This is a genomic window from Streptomyces longispororuber (genome assembly GCF_024448165.1).
Lineage (GTDB): Bacteria > Actinomycetota > Actinomycetes > Streptomycetales > Streptomycetaceae > Streptomyces > Streptomyces longispororuber_A.
On sequence record NZ_JAMOLN010000230.1, the window covers coordinates 1 to 15,534 of the forward strand.

The 15,534-nt window shown below is 69.0% G+C and carries 12 protein-coding genes; 5 read left to right on the top strand and 7 right to left on the bottom strand.

What is annotated here, in order from left to right:
- Together M4J07_RS40405 and M4J07_RS40410 are read right to left on the bottom strand one after the other, a co-directional pair.
- Positions 1-558, bottom strand: a 558-nt coding sequence (locus tag M4J07_RS40405) for a carboxyl transferase domain-containing protein (protein WP_305128820.1), incomplete at its 3' end; no start/stop codon positions are given.
- A 130-nt stretch (positions 559-688) separates the two neighbouring features.
- Positions 689-877 carry an acyl-CoA carboxylase epsilon subunit gene (locus M4J07_RS40410; protein ID WP_255980833.1) on the bottom strand — a complete coding sequence of 63 codons (189 nt, stop codon included), beginning with the start codon at positions 875-877 and terminating at the stop codon, positions 689-691.
- A gap of 271 nt (positions 878-1,148) precedes the next feature.
- Between M4J07_RS40410 and M4J07_RS40415 the strand changes: the two genes are divergently transcribed.
- Positions 1,149-2,132 carry a ScbA/BarX family gamma-butyrolactone biosynthesis protein gene (locus M4J07_RS40415; protein ID WP_255980835.1) on the top strand — a complete coding sequence of 328 codons (984 nt, stop codon included), beginning with the start codon at positions 1,149-1,151 and terminating at the stop codon, positions 2,130-2,132.
- Positions 2,133-2,242: 110 nt separating this feature from the next.
- Here the strand turns inward: M4J07_RS40415 and M4J07_RS40420 are convergent, their stop codons facing one another.
- Positions 2,243-3,100, bottom strand: a complete 858-nt coding sequence (locus M4J07_RS40420; RefSeq protein ID WP_255980837.1) for an NAD(P)H-binding protein — start codon at positions 3,098-3,100, stop codon at positions 2,243-2,245.
- Positions 3,101-3,239: 139 nt separating this feature from the next.
- Here M4J07_RS40420 and M4J07_RS40425 point away from each other — a divergent pair, with 139 nt between their 5' ends.
- Positions 3,240-3,905, top strand: a complete 666-nt coding sequence (locus M4J07_RS40425) for a ScbR family autoregulator-binding transcription factor (RefSeq protein ID WP_255980839.1) — start codon at positions 3,240-3,242, stop codon at positions 3,903-3,905.
- Here the strand turns inward: M4J07_RS40425 and M4J07_RS40430 are convergent.
- Positions 3,898-5,442, bottom strand: coding sequence for an FAD-dependent monooxygenase (locus tag M4J07_RS40430; RefSeq protein WP_255980841.1), 1,545 nt, complete (start codon positions 5,440-5,442; stop codon positions 3,898-3,900). The two genes, M4J07_RS40425 and M4J07_RS40430, sit on opposite strands and share 8 nt — an antisense overlap.
- Positions 5,443-6,222: 780 nt before the next feature.
- Between M4J07_RS40430 and M4J07_RS40435 the strand changes: the two genes are divergently transcribed.
- A complete protein-coding gene (locus M4J07_RS40435) occupies positions 6,223-7,641 on the top strand; it encodes a DNA primase family protein (RefSeq protein WP_255980843.1) in 1,419 nt (472 codons plus the stop codon).
- A 42-nt stretch (positions 7,642-7,683) separates the two neighbouring features.
- On the opposite strand, the gene M4J07_RS40440 is transcribed toward M4J07_RS40435, so the two are convergent.
- Genes M4J07_RS40440 through M4J07_RS40450 form a run of 3 tightly spaced genes read right to left on the bottom strand, consistent with a single transcriptional unit; the run spans position 7,684 to position 10,723 of the window.
- Entirely contained in the window at positions 7,684-8,091 is a 408-nt protein-coding gene (locus tag M4J07_RS40440; RefSeq protein WP_255980845.1) for a DUF6009 family protein, read from the bottom strand.
- Complete coding sequence (locus M4J07_RS40445; protein ID WP_372352412.1) at positions 8,088-9,611, bottom strand: DNA primase family protein; 1,524 nt, start codon at positions 9,609-9,611, stop codon at positions 8,088-8,090. The genes M4J07_RS40440 and M4J07_RS40445 overlap by 4 nt, the downstream gene beginning before the upstream one ends.
- The gene (locus M4J07_RS40450) at positions 9,608-10,723 is read right to left on the bottom strand and encodes a bifunctional DNA primase/polymerase (protein WP_255980847.1); all 1,116 of its coding nucleotides are present in this window, start codon (positions 10,721-10,723) and stop codon (positions 9,608-9,610) included. Before M4J07_RS40450 ends, M4J07_RS40445 begins: the two co-directional genes overlap by 4 nt.
- A 674-nt stretch (positions 10,724-11,397) precedes the next feature.
- On the opposite strand from M4J07_RS40450, the gene M4J07_RS40455 reads away from it, so the two are divergent.
- Complete coding sequence (locus tag M4J07_RS40455) at positions 11,398-12,336, top strand: alpha/beta hydrolase (protein WP_255980849.1); 939 nt, start codon at positions 11,398-11,400, stop codon at positions 12,334-12,336.
- A gap of 10 nt (positions 12,337-12,346) precedes the next feature.
- A complete protein-coding gene (locus tag M4J07_RS40460) occupies positions 12,347-13,075 on the top strand; it encodes a helix-turn-helix transcriptional regulator (protein WP_255980851.1) in 729 nt (242 codons plus the stop codon).
- Positions 13,076-15,534 lie beyond the last annotated feature (2,459 nt).

The window sequence follows — 15,534 nt, forward strand, 5'->3', positions numbered from 1 at the left end:
GGCGCCGCCCGCGCACGGGCCGAGCATCACCGAGATCTGCGGGATGACACCGGACGCCTTGGTGTTGCGCTGGAAGATCCCGCCGTACCCGGCGAGCGCCGAGACGCCCTCCTGGATACGGGCACCCGCACCGTCGTTCAAGGAGACCAGCGGGGCACCGGCCGCGATGGCCATGTCCATGATCTTGTGGATCTTCGTCGCGTGGGCCTCGCCCAGCGCACCGCCGAAGATCCGGAAGTCGTGCGCGTACACGAAGACCGTACGGCCCTCGACCGTGCCCCAGCCGGTGATCACACCGTCCGTGTACGGCTTCTTGGCCTCCAGGCCGAACCCGACGGCGCGGTGCCGGCGCAACTGCTCGACCTCGTTGAACGACCCCTCGTCCAGGAGCAGCTCGATGCGCTCGCGCGCCGTCAGCTTGCCCTTCGCGTGCTGGGCCTCGGTCGCCTTCTCACTCGGCCCGGCCAGCGCCTGGGCACGGATCGCGTGCAGCTCTGCCACACGACCACGGGCCCCACTGGGCTGCGGTATCGGTGGCGGGGCAGTCACCATCGCCATATCACTCCAGTCCCTTCCCGCGACCAGGCCAAGGAGGTCGCACCCAGGGTCGCAGGATGACTTTAACAAACCGCCCATGCGGTTTATAGGTGGCTGCGACATCTTTCTGTCCTATCACCTGGTCAGCCGGTCAGCGCCAGCTCCCCGGGGCCGAGTAGACCGGCGCGGACCTCCGCACCCGCGGGCGCCGCGCGGCCGCCGCCTCCGCCCGGCTCCGCAGCGCCCTGCTGCGGGCGATCAACACCGCGGCGATGGCTGCCAGTTCGTCGGGCTCCGCTTGGCCGCGCTCCACCCGCAGCACGCACTCCTCGTCTCGCATCCGTCCAACGCTCCCTTCGGTCCGCTTTGAACCGACGGTGCGCCCGCGCGCTCGAGAGTCGCTATGAAGTCGCTTGAGGTCCCCGGGAATCGCCTAAGGTCTTATCAACATCAACTCCGGCCAACTCCCTGGTCACGCTGAGTGTCGGCGGACTTGGCGGAACCTTGGCCACACGATCACCGCGGAACGTCTGGAAATTAAACCGGATGGTATGTATCTTTACGGCGGGCTCCACTTCGGGCCCCAAAAACCGCGAAGCCAGGGGGAATCCGTGTCCACTGAGACCTTCCGTATGACCCGCGCGATACCCGGTACGGCGCACAGTGCGAACGGCACGATGATCTCCACCAGTTCCATCGATCTGCCGCGCTATTCCAAGCTGACCACCACGGTCCCCAAGGAATTCGTCCACCGTGCGGGCGTGGCCGAGGTGATGCTCACGGACTGGATTCGCAAGGATGACCTGCACTTCTCCGTCGCGGCCCAGTGGCCGAGAGGGCACGCGTTCTTCACGCCCTCGGCCGGCTGCCACGACCCGCTGATCAGCGCCGAGACGATCCGCCAGGTCGGGTCGCTGCTCGCCCACGCGGAGTTCGACGTTCCGCTCGACTTCCAGTTCGTCATGTGGGACCTCAAGCTCGAGACGCACCCGGCGCACATGACGGTCGGCGGCGCTCCCGCGTCCCTGGACATGGACGTCACCTGCCACGACGTCAAACGGCGCAACAACGCGCTGGCGGGCTTCCGGTACGAGGTCGTGGTCCGCCGCGACGGCCAGGTGGCCGCGACCGGCGGTGCCAGCTTCACCTGCATGCCCCCCAGGGTCTACCGCCGGGTGCGCGGCGGCCGGGTGACGGACACCGTCCGCCCCCTGCCCCTCACCGCCCCGACGGCGCCGCAGGGCGTCGGCCGCGTGTCCCCCATGGACGTCGTCCTGTCCGCCACGCCGCGCGACGACCGGTGGCAGCTGCGGGTGGACACCCGGCATCCGATTCTCTTCGAGCACCCCGTGGATCACGTTCCGGGAATGACGCTCCTCGAAGCCGCCAGGCAGGCCTCGATCTCCCTCATGGGCGCCCCCTTTCGGCCTGTCGCTTTCGCAAGCGAGTTCTCGCGCTACATCGAGTTGGACGAGCCCTGCTTCATCGAGGCGGAGATCATTCCCGGCGATGGTGCGCGGGTCCTGGTAACCGCCCGGCAGAACGACGAACTCGCCTTCACTTCCGTGGTGACGATGGAGGCTCTTCCCGTCTGAGAACGGAATGAGAAGGACCCCGGAATCGCGCGGGCCGATTCCGGGGTCCTTGTCATGTGCCGGAGTCACCGCGGTCGACGAATATCCCCGTTCCCCCTGTGCGTTCACGGTCACAAACCGGGCCCGATGGAAAAGGCGTTGCGATAGTCCTCGGCCCACTTCCGGAAAGTGATCGCGGGACGGCCGGTCAGTGAACCCACGGTGCCGTCGACCGCCGACTTCGCTCCGGCCAGCTGCCGCCGCGCACTGCCGAGCAGTGCCTCGACGATCGGCGCCGGGTACCGCTCGGCGAGACCCGCGCGGGCCTGCTCGGGCGTCAACTCCTCGAACCGCAGCGGCAGACCGAGCACCTGGGCGAGCTGCTCGGTCTGCTCGGCGGGGGTGACCGGCTCGGGACCGGTCACCGTGTACGCCTGGCCCGCGTGCCCGTCCTCGGTCAGCGCCCGCACCGCGACCTCGGCGATGTCCCGCGGGTCGACGCACGCGCTGGCCGACGTCCCGTACAGCGCCCTGACGACCCCTTCGGACCGGATGGACGCCGCCCAGGAGAGCGTGTTGCTCATGAAGGCGCGCGGCCGCAGCAGCGTCCACTCCAGACCGGAGGTGCGCACCAGTTCCTCGGTCGTGCGCTGCCACCGGGTGATGAGGTCGACGGCGTCCGGGTCGAGCACCGCCGCGGCCGACACCTTCACCAGCCGCCGTACGCCGGCCGCCCGCGCGGCACGGACGAACTCCCGGTCGTCGTCGCCGCCCACCCGGTTGGTGATGACGAGCGCCGCGCTCACCCCGTGCAGCGCCCGCTCCAGCGACCGCGGGTCGCCGTAGTCGGCGGCCACGGCCTCCCGCGTCTCCCCCGTCACCGTCACCTTGGCGGGATCCCTGGTCATCAGACGGACCCGCAGCCCGTCGGGCAACCGGCGGACCACCTCCCGCCCCACCGTCCCCGTCGCTCCCGTCACCAGAATCATCAGATCCCCTCCCCCGACCACGGACGCCGGTCAGGCGTCTCTTCCCTCGGACACATGGGCCGCATCCGGCCAACAAGCAGTAAGATACCCACTGGACGGTTTTTATTGGCGGTAGATCCATCGACTGAAAGAGACCTTCATGGCAAAGCAAGACCGAGCCATCCGCACACGGAGGGTGATTCTTTCCGCTGCGGCCAAGGTCTTCGAGGAGCGTGGCTTCCAGGCAGCGACGATCAGCGAGATCCTCAAGACGGCCGGCGTCACCAAGGGGGCCCTGTACTTCCACTTCCCTTCCAAGGAGCACCTGGCCCAGGGGGTGCTCTACGAGCAGGACCAGCAGGCGGCGGTCCAGGACCAGGCATGCAAGGTCCAGCAGCTCATCGACACCGTGATGCTGCACGCCTACCGGCTGCAGACCGACCCGATGGTGCGGGCGGGTGTCCGGCTGTCGCTCGATCAGCAGGCCCACGGCCTCGACCGGAGCGGTCCGTTCGTGCGCTGGTCCCAGATAGTCAGGACCCTGCTCACCGAGGCCCAGGAGCAGGGCGAGCTGCTCCCCCAGGTGGTGGTCACGGAGACGGCGGACGTCACCGTGGGTGCCTTCGCCGGTGTGCAGGCCATGTCGCAGGCCATGTGCGACCACAACGACCTGCTGATCCGGGTCTCGGCGATGCTGCGCCACCTGCTGCCCAGCGTGGCGCATCCGTCCGTGCTGACGAGTGTCGAACTCGGCGCGGACCGGGGCGAGTCCGTGGCCCGGATGGTGGAGGCGACCGAGCCCCAGGAGCCGGTTCACGTCAGCTGAGGGCGTCGGCCAGATCGCGTCCCGCCGCACCGTGCGGAGCGGGGCGCCTGGCCCTCCTCCGCTCGCCGAAGTAGACGGCCAGGGCGCTCGGCAGCGCATCGCCGCCGGACGACCAGGCGATGTACCCGTCGGGCCTGACCAGCAGCGCGTCGCACGGCAGTGCGGACGTCGCCTCCACCTGGACCATGTGGAGCTGGTCCTGCCACGGCCCGGCCTGCCGCCGGTGGCCCTCGCGGTCGGTGCCGGAGAGCAGCAGCAGCGGACGCCCGTCGCGCAGCAGGCCGATCACGTCGGTACGCCCGCCGGCGGTCTCGACGACGGCGTTGTTGAGGAACGTGCCCTCCCAGCGGGACGGGCGCGGGGTGAGTGACGGCAGGACGGTGTCCTGCGCGCTCACCATCGACGCGAGGGCGTCCCCGAAGGGCCCCTCCGTCAGCATCCCGGCGAACATGTCGCGCAGGGGGTCGAACTCGGTTCCCGGGCGCATCAGGGCGAGTTGGGCCCGTGCGTTGTCGATGATCCGCCGGGCGGCGGGACGGCGCTCCTGCTCGTAGGTGTCGAGCAGCCCGTCGCTCGCGTCGCCGCGGACCGCGAGCGCGAGCTTCCAGCCCAGGTTGAGGCCGTCCAGCAGACCGGTGCTCAGCCCCTGGCCTCCGATCGGGAAGTGCACGTGCGCCGCGTCGCCGGCCAGCAGGATCCGCCCCGCGCGATAGGCGGAGGCCAGCCGGGAGAAGTCGCTGAACCGGCTCAGCCACTCGGGCTCCGCCATCGCGACGTCCCGGTCGACGAGCCAGGAGACCTCGTGCCGGAACTCGGCCAGGGTGACCGGCAGATGGCGCGCGGGGTGCGGTCCCGAGCAGTTCAGGGTGCGCAGCCGCACGACGCCCCCGCCCGCGTCCTTCACGATGACCCAGCCGCGCGGCGTGCGGTGCCAGCCCGGCCGCAGCGCGCCCTCGTCGGCCAGCCGGACGTCGCCGGCCAGCGCGGAGATCGTGGCAGGGAACGACTGGGAGCCGATGCCCGCGTGCTCGCGGACCGTGCTGCGTGCGCCGTCCGCACCCACCACGTAGTCGGCCGTGCAGGACAGCCGCCCCGACGGCCCCTCCGCCTCGACGCGCACCGCGTCCCGCGACGGCTGGATCGCGGTCACGCGGTGGTCCCGGAGGATGCGCGCACCGGCGGCCAGGGCCCGCTCCTCGAAGTGCCGTTCGAGGTCTTCCTGCGGGCACTTCAGCAGCGGCTCGGGCTCGGTGGCGGGCGCCGTGATGGTGAGTCCGGACATCCCGGCGAAGTGGAACGGGCTCGCCCAGTGCGTGGCGGCCGGGGGTCCGACGCGTGCGGGCAGATGGCCGCGCCGCTGGAGGCACTGCACCGTTCGGGCGTGCAGGGTGGTGGCCTTGGGCCGCCGGGACACCTCCGTCCGGGCCTCCAGGACTACGGTGCGTATGCCGAACCCCGCCAGCTCCGCGGCCAGAACCAGACCCACGGGCCCGCCCCCCACGATGACGACCTGCGGCTCTTTGTCATTCCCCGTCACATTTTCCCCCTATGCCCGGGCAGGCGGGTCACTTGCCGTGTGTGACCACGCCGCTGCAGACCGGAAAAATATACCGGTTGGACGGTTCTTCGCAACGGCCGCTCCGCCGCAACCTCCTGAGCATCGGATCGGCCCCCTGCGCGTCGGCAATCGGCCACCCTCGCCGTGCGGAATGGCCAATTCCCCTCTCCTGCACGGAAATTCCCAGCCCATCCGCTTGAGGGACGCTCGCGCCGGGCCGACAGCGGACCCTGTGGACGGCCTATGATCCTCTCCGGGATCGCGTCAGCCGTCGCATCCGCCACCTGATTCTTCGGCGCAACACCCTTGAAAACCAAACCGGGTGGTAGGTATCTTGTGGGGCTGAAGCTTGCTGATGCTGAGGCCCACCAGGAGGGATCAGCGACTGAAGCGACGCTGGACTCGAACAGGCGGCACCACTCCGACCCGCGCTCGTCACCTCGTACAGGAAACTGAGTCGCTTCAGTCGCTGCCCACCGTGGTCCGGTCGTTCAACTCTGATCACACATGGCCGATATGCACCATATAACGATCACACCAGAACCTTGCCCGAACCGCCCATGCCGTCACATCCGTATCGCTAGTGTGAGCCGAGTACTGAGTCGCTTGAGTCGCTCGGATCGCTGGCTGGGGGATGCATATGGCTTCTGAGCTGCGAGGAAGACCCAGCGACTCAGGACACGCCTGGGTCGCTCCCCCGCATGCCGAAACGACTCTGCGCGGATCGGTCGGACCAGCGACCCGGGGTGCGGGCCGCGCATGACCTCACGCTGCAACGAGACGATCGTGCCGGGCTCGGCGCACACCATCCTTCCGGAGAGCCTCACGGACCGCGGCAGCGCGAAGCTGTTCGTGCAGCTCTACTCGAACGACTACCGGCACGTCCCCGGGCTCGGCTGGTACCGCTGGGACTCGACGCGGTGGCAGATCGACGAGGACGACGCGGTGTTGTGGGCGGCCGGCGACCTCGCGGAGGCGATGGCCACCTCCGACCCCCGCGGTCTGTACTCCGATGCCGCGCTGTGGCAGCACCGTTGCCGGGCGCTGAGCACGACGGGGATCCACGCGATGCTGGCGCAGGCGAAGTCGGCTCCCGGCATGGTGCTCAACGCGGCCCGCCTGGACGCGGACCCGTACGCCCTGTGCACGCCGCGCGGGATCGTCGACCTGCGGACCGGCCGCATCAAGACACCCGACCCCGACGAGGACTTCCACTCCCGCTCCACCACGGTGGGGCCCGAGCCGCTCGCGGCACCTCGTTGGGAGAGGTTCCTGGCCGACACCTTCGGCGACGACGCCGAGGGCCGGGAGATGGTCGGCTTCCTCCAGCTGCTCCTCGGCTACTCCGTCACGGGTGATGCCGGCGGGCAGGTCCTGCCCTTCTTGTTCGGCTCGGGCAAGAACGGCAAGTCGGTTCTGCTCGACGTCCTCATGAAGCTGCTCGGCGACTACGCCGACGCCGCCCCGCCGGGCTTCCTCATGTCCCGTCCGGGCGAGGGGCATCCGACGGATCTGGCGGAGCTGCACGGCCGCCGGGTGATCGTGTGCAGCGAGGTCAAGCACGGCGACAGGTTCGACGAGGCGCGGGTGAAGTCGCTGACGGGCGGCGACCGGATCAAGGCGCGTCGGATGCGGCAGGACTTCTTCAGTTTCCAGCCGACCCACAAACTCTGGCTCCTGGGCAACCACCGCCCGGAGGTGGGCACGGGAGGCTTCGCGTTCTGGCGCCGGATGCGGCTGATCCCCTTCGAACGGGTCGTGTCCGACGAACAAAAGATCGACAACCTCGCCGACATCCTCGTCACGGAGGAGGGGCCCGGAATTCTCGACTGGCTGGTCCGGGGGGCCCGTCGCTATCTGTCCGGCGAGAAGGACCTCACCGGCCCGGAGCGGGTTCGGGTCGCCACGACCGCGTACGTGGAGACCGAGGACCACACCGGGCGCTTCCTCGCGGAGTGCTGCGCCCTGGGCCCCGGGCTACGGGCCGAGCAGACCCGGCTCCACGCCGCGTACCGGTCGTGGTGCCGGATCGAGGACGTCCCCCCGATCGCGTCGCGTGCGCTGGCCGCGAGGATCCGGGAGACCGTGGGGCTCGCGTCGCCCAGGGGGATGGTCCTGTCCAACCAGCGCAAGTACTACCCGGGCATCGGGCTGCTCGCCGAGGAGCTCGCGGCCTGAGCGCCCACGGCGTGCGGCGCGGGGTGGGTGCCCGGCCGCTCCTCAGGCCTGCGAGGGCAGCGTTATGTCCAGTTCCTGCATGGCCTTCGACGGTGGTCCGCCTTCGGACCGCTCCGTCTTGTACCCCTTGACCCGTGCGGCCAGGGTGCGCGGGTCCACGGCCTCCGCGGGCGCACCGGTGGCGTAGAGGCCGTCGGGGGCGCTGTCGCGGTCGTGGGGCAGCAGCCAGAAGACGCGGCGGCGGAACGTGCCGGAGGACCGGGACGCCTTGGCCTTGGGGCCGAGCAGCGCGTAGCCGACCATCCGTCCGTCACGGTGGTAGGCGGGCCGGCCGCGGCGGGTCGGGAGCCGGTCGAGGCTCTGGCGTACGTAGTCGAGAGTGGTGATGTCTTCCAGCCAGACGAGTTCGACCTCGTGGCTGATCTCATCCTCGGTGATCAGGGAGCTCATGCCCTTGCTTCCCTTTCCTCGTCGGTGAGCAGTCCGATGCCCGGGTAGTACTTGCGCTGGTTGGACAGGATCATCTCCTTGGGCGAAGCAAGTCCGGCCAGCTCACGGGCTCGTGCTGCGAAAGCGCGTGAGGACATGGGGGGCGCACCCTCATTGTGGCACCAGGCCTTGTAGGCGGCGTAGAGGCCTGTCTGCTCGGCACGATGGTCGGGGGCCAGAGTGCAGCACTCCTCGAAGAAGCGTCCGGTGTGGTCCTCGGTCTCGGCGTACGCGGTCGTGGCGATCCGCACACGCTCGGGACCGATGAGGTCCCGCTCTCCCCCCAGATAACGGCGGGCGCCGTCGATGAGCCATCCCAGGATCCCAGAACCTTCCTCGGTGACGAGGATGTCTGCGAGGTTGTCGATTTTTCGTTCGTCGGAGACGACACGTTCGAAGGGGATGAGCCGCATGCGGCGCCAGAAGGCGAAGCCTCCGGTGCCGACTTCGGGGCGGTGGTTGCCGAGGAGCCAGAGTTTGTGGGTCGGCTGGAAACTGAAGAAGTCCTGCCGCATCCGGCGGGCCTTGATGCGGTCGCCACCGGTGAGGAGCTTGACGCGGGCCTCGTCGAACTTGTCGCCGTGCTTGACCTCGCTGCACACGATGACGCGGCGGCCGTGGAGTTCGGCGAGGTCAGTGGGGTGTCCTTCGTAGGGGCGCGACATGAGGAAGCCCGGCGGGGCGGCGTCGGCGTAGTCGCCGAGCAGCTTCATGAGGACGTCCAGGAGGACCGATTTGCCGTTCTTGCCGGAGCCGAAGAGGAACGGCAGGACCTGCCCGCCGACGTCTCCGGTGACGGAGTAGCCGAGGAGCAGTTGCAGGAAGTCGACCATTTCCCGGCCCTCGGCGTCGTCGCCGAAGGTGTCGGCCAGGAAGCGGTTCCAGCGCGGGGTGTTGACGTGCTGGGGGCCGACGGTGGTGGAGCGGGAGTGGAAGTCCTTGTTCGGGTCCGGTGTCTTGATCAGGCTGGTGCGGAGGTCGACGATGCCCTGCGGGGTGCACAGGGCGTACGGGTCGGCGTCCAGGCGCGCGGCGTTGAGCACCATGCCGGGGGCGGACTTCGCCTGCGTCAGCATCGCGTTGATGCCCGTCGTCGACAGGGCGCGGCGGCGGTGCTGCTGGAGGGCGGTCGTGGTGAACAGGCCGCGGGCGTCGTGCGGGGCGATGTTCTCCGCGAGGTCGCCTGCCGCCCACAGGACGGTGTCGTCCTCGTCGATCTGCCAGCGCGTGGTGTCCCAGCGGTACCAGCCGATGCCGGGGACGTGCCGGTAGTCGTTCGAGTAGAGCTTCACGAACAGCTTGGCGTTGCCTCGGTCCGTGAGGGTGTCCGGGAGCAGCCCGTGTGCCGTCGCGGGCGCGTCCGATGACGGGGCGTCGGCCTGCGAGGGCAGCGGGACGGCACCGGCTCCGCGGATCTGGGCGGCCACGGCGGCGGGGTCGAAGTCGAAGAGTGTCTCGTTGCCTGGGGTGGGCGACGTCACGGGCATCCTCCGTCGGAGTGGAGGGGCCTTTTGAGTCCTGCGGTCAGTCCGCTGGCGATGATCTGCTCCGCCCGGCGTTCCTGCCCGGGGCGCGCGGCGGCCGCGGCCGTCCGCAGAGCTTCCTCGGCCGACTCCCGGGACAGCCGGTCGGCGGCGACCAGGCCGCCCAGGGTGTACGCGGCCCGGTTGAGCGCGTCGGAGAAGCCCGCACCCTCGGCGACCCGGCCGCACTCCTCGACCGGGGCCAGGATCGCGGCGAGGCTGTTCCCGGTGCGGGAGCGCCCTCCCCCGGCGGCCACGACGGCCTGCTGGGCGCGGGGCGGTACGGGGCGGGGTGCGGGGATGTTCGGGGCGGGCAGGTGTCCGGTGCGCTCAAGTTCCTGGGCCAGCCACTGGGGCAGCGCGGCCGGTTCCCTGACCTCTCCGACGGCGGTGTAGGTGCCCGCGGCCGTCGTGGTGCCGGGAGCGATGATGTAGCCGCCGTGGGCCCGGATGTCGACCTGCCAGGCGAGGGCACGGCCCTGACCGGAGCCGGTGGAACACTGCCAGCGGCGGTAGTCCTCGGCCCGGTACCAGACGTGCAGCCCGCCCGAGGGCGTCCGGACGCGCAGGGTGGAGGCGTCCTCGGCGGGGCTGGGCTGGTCGCGCAGCGCGGCGAGAACTGCCAGCGAGTGGTAGCCCGTTGCCAGACCGGTGAGGTCGATGTGGTCGGCGATGGGGATGCCCGGGAGGATCCGGTGGCGGCCCGGAGGAGGCGCGCTGTGGGCGTCCACGTCGACGACGACCAGTCCCGCGGGCCCACAGGCCACCCCTACGCCGAAATCCGGCTGTGCGGCCCACCAGCGCTGGATGCGGCGCTGATCGAGGGTGGCGGCGTGAAAGCCGTGGCACCAGCGACCGGCGGGCAGGCAGGGGCAATCGCTCGGCGTGTGAGAGGTGTTGCGGCAGTGCTCGCAGTTGCGGGCCGGCGTCTTGCGGCCCGGTGACAGCGGATGCACGGGCCAGCCTCGGCGGGCGCACCACAGGGCCGTGGCCAACGGTGAGGCAGCGACTGAGGGATCGAGGGCAGGACGTCGCGAGTCACTGCGGGGAAAACGCAGTTCAGGGGACATGAACTCTCCTACTCAGCGACCGAAGCGACTCAACGACAGACACAGCCTAGCGAAGGTGTCCGGCGGGGCTGGGATGCACGGCCCAAGAGCTGTGTTGGCCGTGTCGACAAACGAGCCTGATGCACAGCCAGCGACTGAGGGGAAACGGGCAGCGACTGAGCGACCTTCAGTAGCTGAAAAACGAGCCTGAAGAAAGAGCAGGTCAGGGGCGCACCCAGAGCAAAACAGCGACTGAAGCGACTGAAGGTCTCTATCTATGACGCACACGAGAAACCCTAGATGGCTTCATATATAGGGAAGTTGAGTCGCTTTAGTCGCTGATCAGCCCCAACATAGCCTCTGACCTGGGCTTTCTTCCAGCTACTGAACAGCGACCGAAACATCGCTCAGTAGCTGAGCTTCAGTCGCTGTCCCCTCAGGAGCGACTCAAGACAGCGACTCAAGCCGCCCCGCAGCGACTGAAGCCCAGCGACTCAAGCTCAGCTACTGAAGCGACTGAAGCGACCGTCCGACGGCCACGGTCCCGCGCCCCCGCCCCACTCCCCGCCGCAGGCTGCTCTTTTCTGCCCCTCGGTCCATTGGACGGGATGGAGGGACGGATGGGATGTGACGTGGGTCACTGGCAGGGGAAACGGTGACAGGAGGTTGTCGCGGACGGCTGCGACGGTCCCCGTATGACGATCACCGATGAGGACTGCCTCGCCGAAACCCTGGCGTTCAACAAACAGTTCGCGGCCGCGGCCGCGAACCGCCCGGCTCGCATGGAACCGCCTGACGCCGCCCTGCTGGCCGCTCTGCGGCGCAACCGGCTGGGGGGCTCCACACCGCCGCTGCGCCTGCCCCAGGGCCAGGACCGGGCCCTCGAAGGCGGGCTGACGGTACGTGTCTTCGTGCCGGAGCACGTGGACGGCGTGTATCTCCACTTCCATGGAGGCGGCTGGACGTTCGGCTCCGCGGACGGGCAGGACGGAAAACTGTGGCGCCTGGCCGAGCAGACCCGGCTGGCCGTGGTCAGTGTGGACTACCGTCTCGCACCCGAGCACCCCTTCCCCGCCGGCCCCGACGACTGCGAGGCGGCCGCCCGTTGGCTGGTGGAGCACGCCGCGACCGAGTTCGGCACTGAGCGGCTGCTGATCGGTGGTGAGTCGGCGGGAGCCCACCTCAGCGTCGTGACGCTGCTGCGCCTGCGCGACCGGCACGGCCTCACCGGCGCCTTCCGGGCCGCCCATCTGCTCTTCGGGCCCTACGACCTGTCGATGACGCCCAGCCAGCGATCGTTCGGCACCGAGCGGCTGCTGAGCAACACGGGCACACTGCGACGGACCTATGACCTGTTCACCCCCGGCATGGACGCGGAGCAGCGTCGTGATCCGGAGGTCTCACCGTTGTTCGCCGACCTCACCGGTCTGCCTACGGCCCGGATCGTGGTCGGCAGCAGGGACCCGCTGCTGGACGACTCGCTCTTCCTGGCCGCCCGGTGGCAAGCGGCGGGTGCTCCCGTGCACTTGGGCGTCGTGGCGGGAGCCATGCACGGCTTCACCCTCTTCCCGCTGACCATCACCGAGCGGGAACAGCGCCGCGAACAGGACTTCCTGGCCGCCACGGGCCGCTAGCGTCGCCGACATGAACCGGACAGCCCGGCTGTACGCGCTGGTGGAAGAGCTGCGCGCGGTGGCGCCCCGACCGCTGACGGTCGCGGCGCTCGCCGCACGCTTCGAGGTGAGCACGCGCACGGTGCAGCGCGACCTCCAGGTGCTCATGGAGACAGGCGTCCCGGTGCGCACCACACCGGGGCCCGGCGGGGGTTGGTCGATCGACCCGGCCATGAACCTGCCCCCGATCCACTTCACCGCCGAGGAGGCCTCCGCCCTGGTCGTCGCTCTCGCCGCGACCGACTCCCGCGCCCCGTACGCCGGGGCCGCCCGCACGGCGGCGCAGAAGGTCGCGGCCTCGATGACCGGCCCCGCCTCCTCGGCAGCCCAGGAACTGGCCGACCGCATTGTCGCGCTGCCCAGGCCGTCCGACTCGATCGTCCGCGCCGCGGTGGAACATGCCCTCACCACCAACACCGTCCTGCGGCTCTCCTACACCGACTCGGCAGGCCGCGAGAGCGACCGTCTGGTGGAACCGTCCGGACTGCTCACCGCCGACGGTGGGTGGTACCTCATCGCCTGGTGCCGTACCCGGCTGGCTGGCCGGGGCTTCCGGCTGGACCGCATCAGAACAGCGACTCCGACCACCGAGCAGGCACTCCCCCACGACCTCACTGAACTCCTGCGAGACTCGGCCGCAGCCGGCGCGGTGCAGCCTCCCACGCTGGCTCCGCTCGTACCTCTGGCAGTACGGCACTAGATCCGAAGTGCTGCAAAGTTCAACGAATTCTGTCAGCGCGATCGAGAGCTCACGCCGTACGCAGCGAAAACCGGGATTCCGACCCCCCTTCGGTGCCGTCGTCGAACGTCCGGCGCGAGACGGCCGGAGGTCCGTCTCGCGCCCCCGCCGCGGGGCCACTCCCCCACCCTCGTTCTCGAGGGGTCCGAAATCGGCGTTCCTGAGGCATGGGTGATGGGGCGTGGGGCTTAGCCAGTCTTCAGGAGGGTGGAGCTGCGGGACTCCGGTGGCGTGCTGCGGAGCGTCCTGGCGCCGCTGCTCGCGCTGACCCTCTGCCTCGTCTGGCCGGTCGGTCGCTGTACTCGTGACGAAGAGCCTCACGGTGCCGAGTGAGGGGCGGGTGCAGCGACTCACGGAGTTCTGTCGCGTGAGGCCGGTGCGGCCGAGGCAATCCCGCACGAACCTCGTACGCCGAGCCACTAGTGATCATGAAGGTGAGGAAGGTCCCGGCGAGGGACGTGCCGGGGAAGCGGGCCCGGCGGGCGAGTCGCTGCGGCGGTTGGGTGGGCCGTTGGCATGTTGGTTCGTCCGCTCCCCTCGGCAGGGTGCGTGAAGACCAGCACCAGGTGCTGGGTCACCGATCCGGTTCGGTGTTGGGAGCCTCTCCCCCGTGATGTGACCGGACGGTTCGGACGGGCATGAGGTCGCGTAGGGCGGGTGGTTCGATGCCGTGACGCGTTGGTTGCGGGGAGCGAACTCGTGCCGTACGGGTCCCCGAGACGGGACCGTGGCTGATCTGCCGAGCCCACTTCTCAGCTGAGCCGGTCCTGGCTTCTGTGTCGATACGTCTCGCCTGCGTGGCGTCAGTCCGTCTGTCTGGGGTCGACCGGAGAGCGTGGATTGGCGGCGGGATGGAGTTTGTCTGGGTGCTGGTTCGTGGAGGGGGCGTCGACGCGAGGCAGGGCCTTTGCTTCGTTTGGCGGGGCATGTCTGGTGGTGAGTGAGGCGTGCGGCTCATGCGCGCAGGCGCCGCGTTGGATCGCCGCAGTAGCGTCTCGAAGGGAGTTTCCTCGGCGGCAGCTTGGGTGGCGAGGCGGGGGTAGTTTCCTGGAGTTCCTGGGCCACTCCCCTGCTCACGCCGTCACGAGCGAGCGATGCCTAAGCGCCGTCTGCCTGATGGTCGGCACGGACCTGTCGTCAGCGGATATCGGGTAGTGCCGTCCGCCAGTCGACTCCGTGCAGCGGCTCAAGAGTTCTCATAGTGGGGCGCAGGCTCCTGGCTCGTGCCTGATGGATCGCCATGAAGTGTGACCAGGTTCGACTCGCCAAGGCTGCCCTGGTGGCGGAACTCGTTCCCACCTCGGGGACCCGTATCGGACGCAAAGGGTGAGTGGGGTGCTGATGCAGGTCTTGGAGCGAGGCATGTTCTCAGTGACCGGGAGCAGCGAGGACTGCCGTGGTGGAGTGGCAGATCGTCGACTGGGTTGCCTCTAGGCCACAAGCGACGCCTGCCGGGCAGTCATAGCCGATTGATGGGGCGGGATGAGCACCTCCTGAAGGTCCTGCCATCGCGCAAGATCAGGCGAGGTCAGCTGCCCGGATCAGGAACTGCTACCTCAGGAGAGCGACAGAATGACCATGCATCAACTATGCTCATGCCTTGCTTCTTTAGCTACAAAACAGCCTCTGACCAGGCAAAATAAACATCACTGCAAACATCGCTGCAAGCTTGCGCACAACTAGGAGGGAAGGCGTGGTCATGTACCTTCCTTCTCGCCCTGACTATGGCTTGCTGCGAGGGGTTTGCTCTGGTGGTGAGTCAGGGGTGGAGTGGTGCTTTGAGCGAGGGTTGGATGCCTGCCTAGGTGATCCCCTGTCTCGCCACCCTCATCAAGGCCCGCATGTATGTCTGTTTGCAGGTGACCTTGTCGGCCAGGTAGTAAGTGGGCGTCTGGGGTGGCGCGTAGGCCTGCTCGTTAGCGGAGTCGTTCGCCAGGGTGGCCATGTGCCTCTTGGTCCGCCTCCCAGTGTGGTGCCGCGCTTGGCTGTCTGTCTGCCTCTGTGTCTGCGTGGGGACTTGTACGCGGGTCAGCGCAATCGCCCGACGCTGGGTAGGAGTGTTCGCCTGCCTCTCCCCCTGTGTGCCTGCGCCGTAAGCCGCTTGACGGCACGCGCGATCGTTAGCCAGTGCAGCGGCAAGAAGAGCAGTAACCCCGCCTGCCGGACCCGTAGTGGAACTGGAGGGCGGCTCCCCCGTTGGACGCCTGGTGGGCTCGGTCGGTGGGTGGTGTGCCTGGAGGGTGGCGGGACGCCATGCCGGGTGTACGGCTTGGAGGTGAGCGGGTGCGGTTGTTGGGGTGGGTGTTGGTCCGGTCGCAGGGGGGTTCGTGGGCGTGTGTCATGGCGGGGGAGTTGGCGTGGATGCCAACCACGTAGCCGGGGTGCTGAGTTGCGTGGGGGAGTGCTCGGGGGTTTGGTCC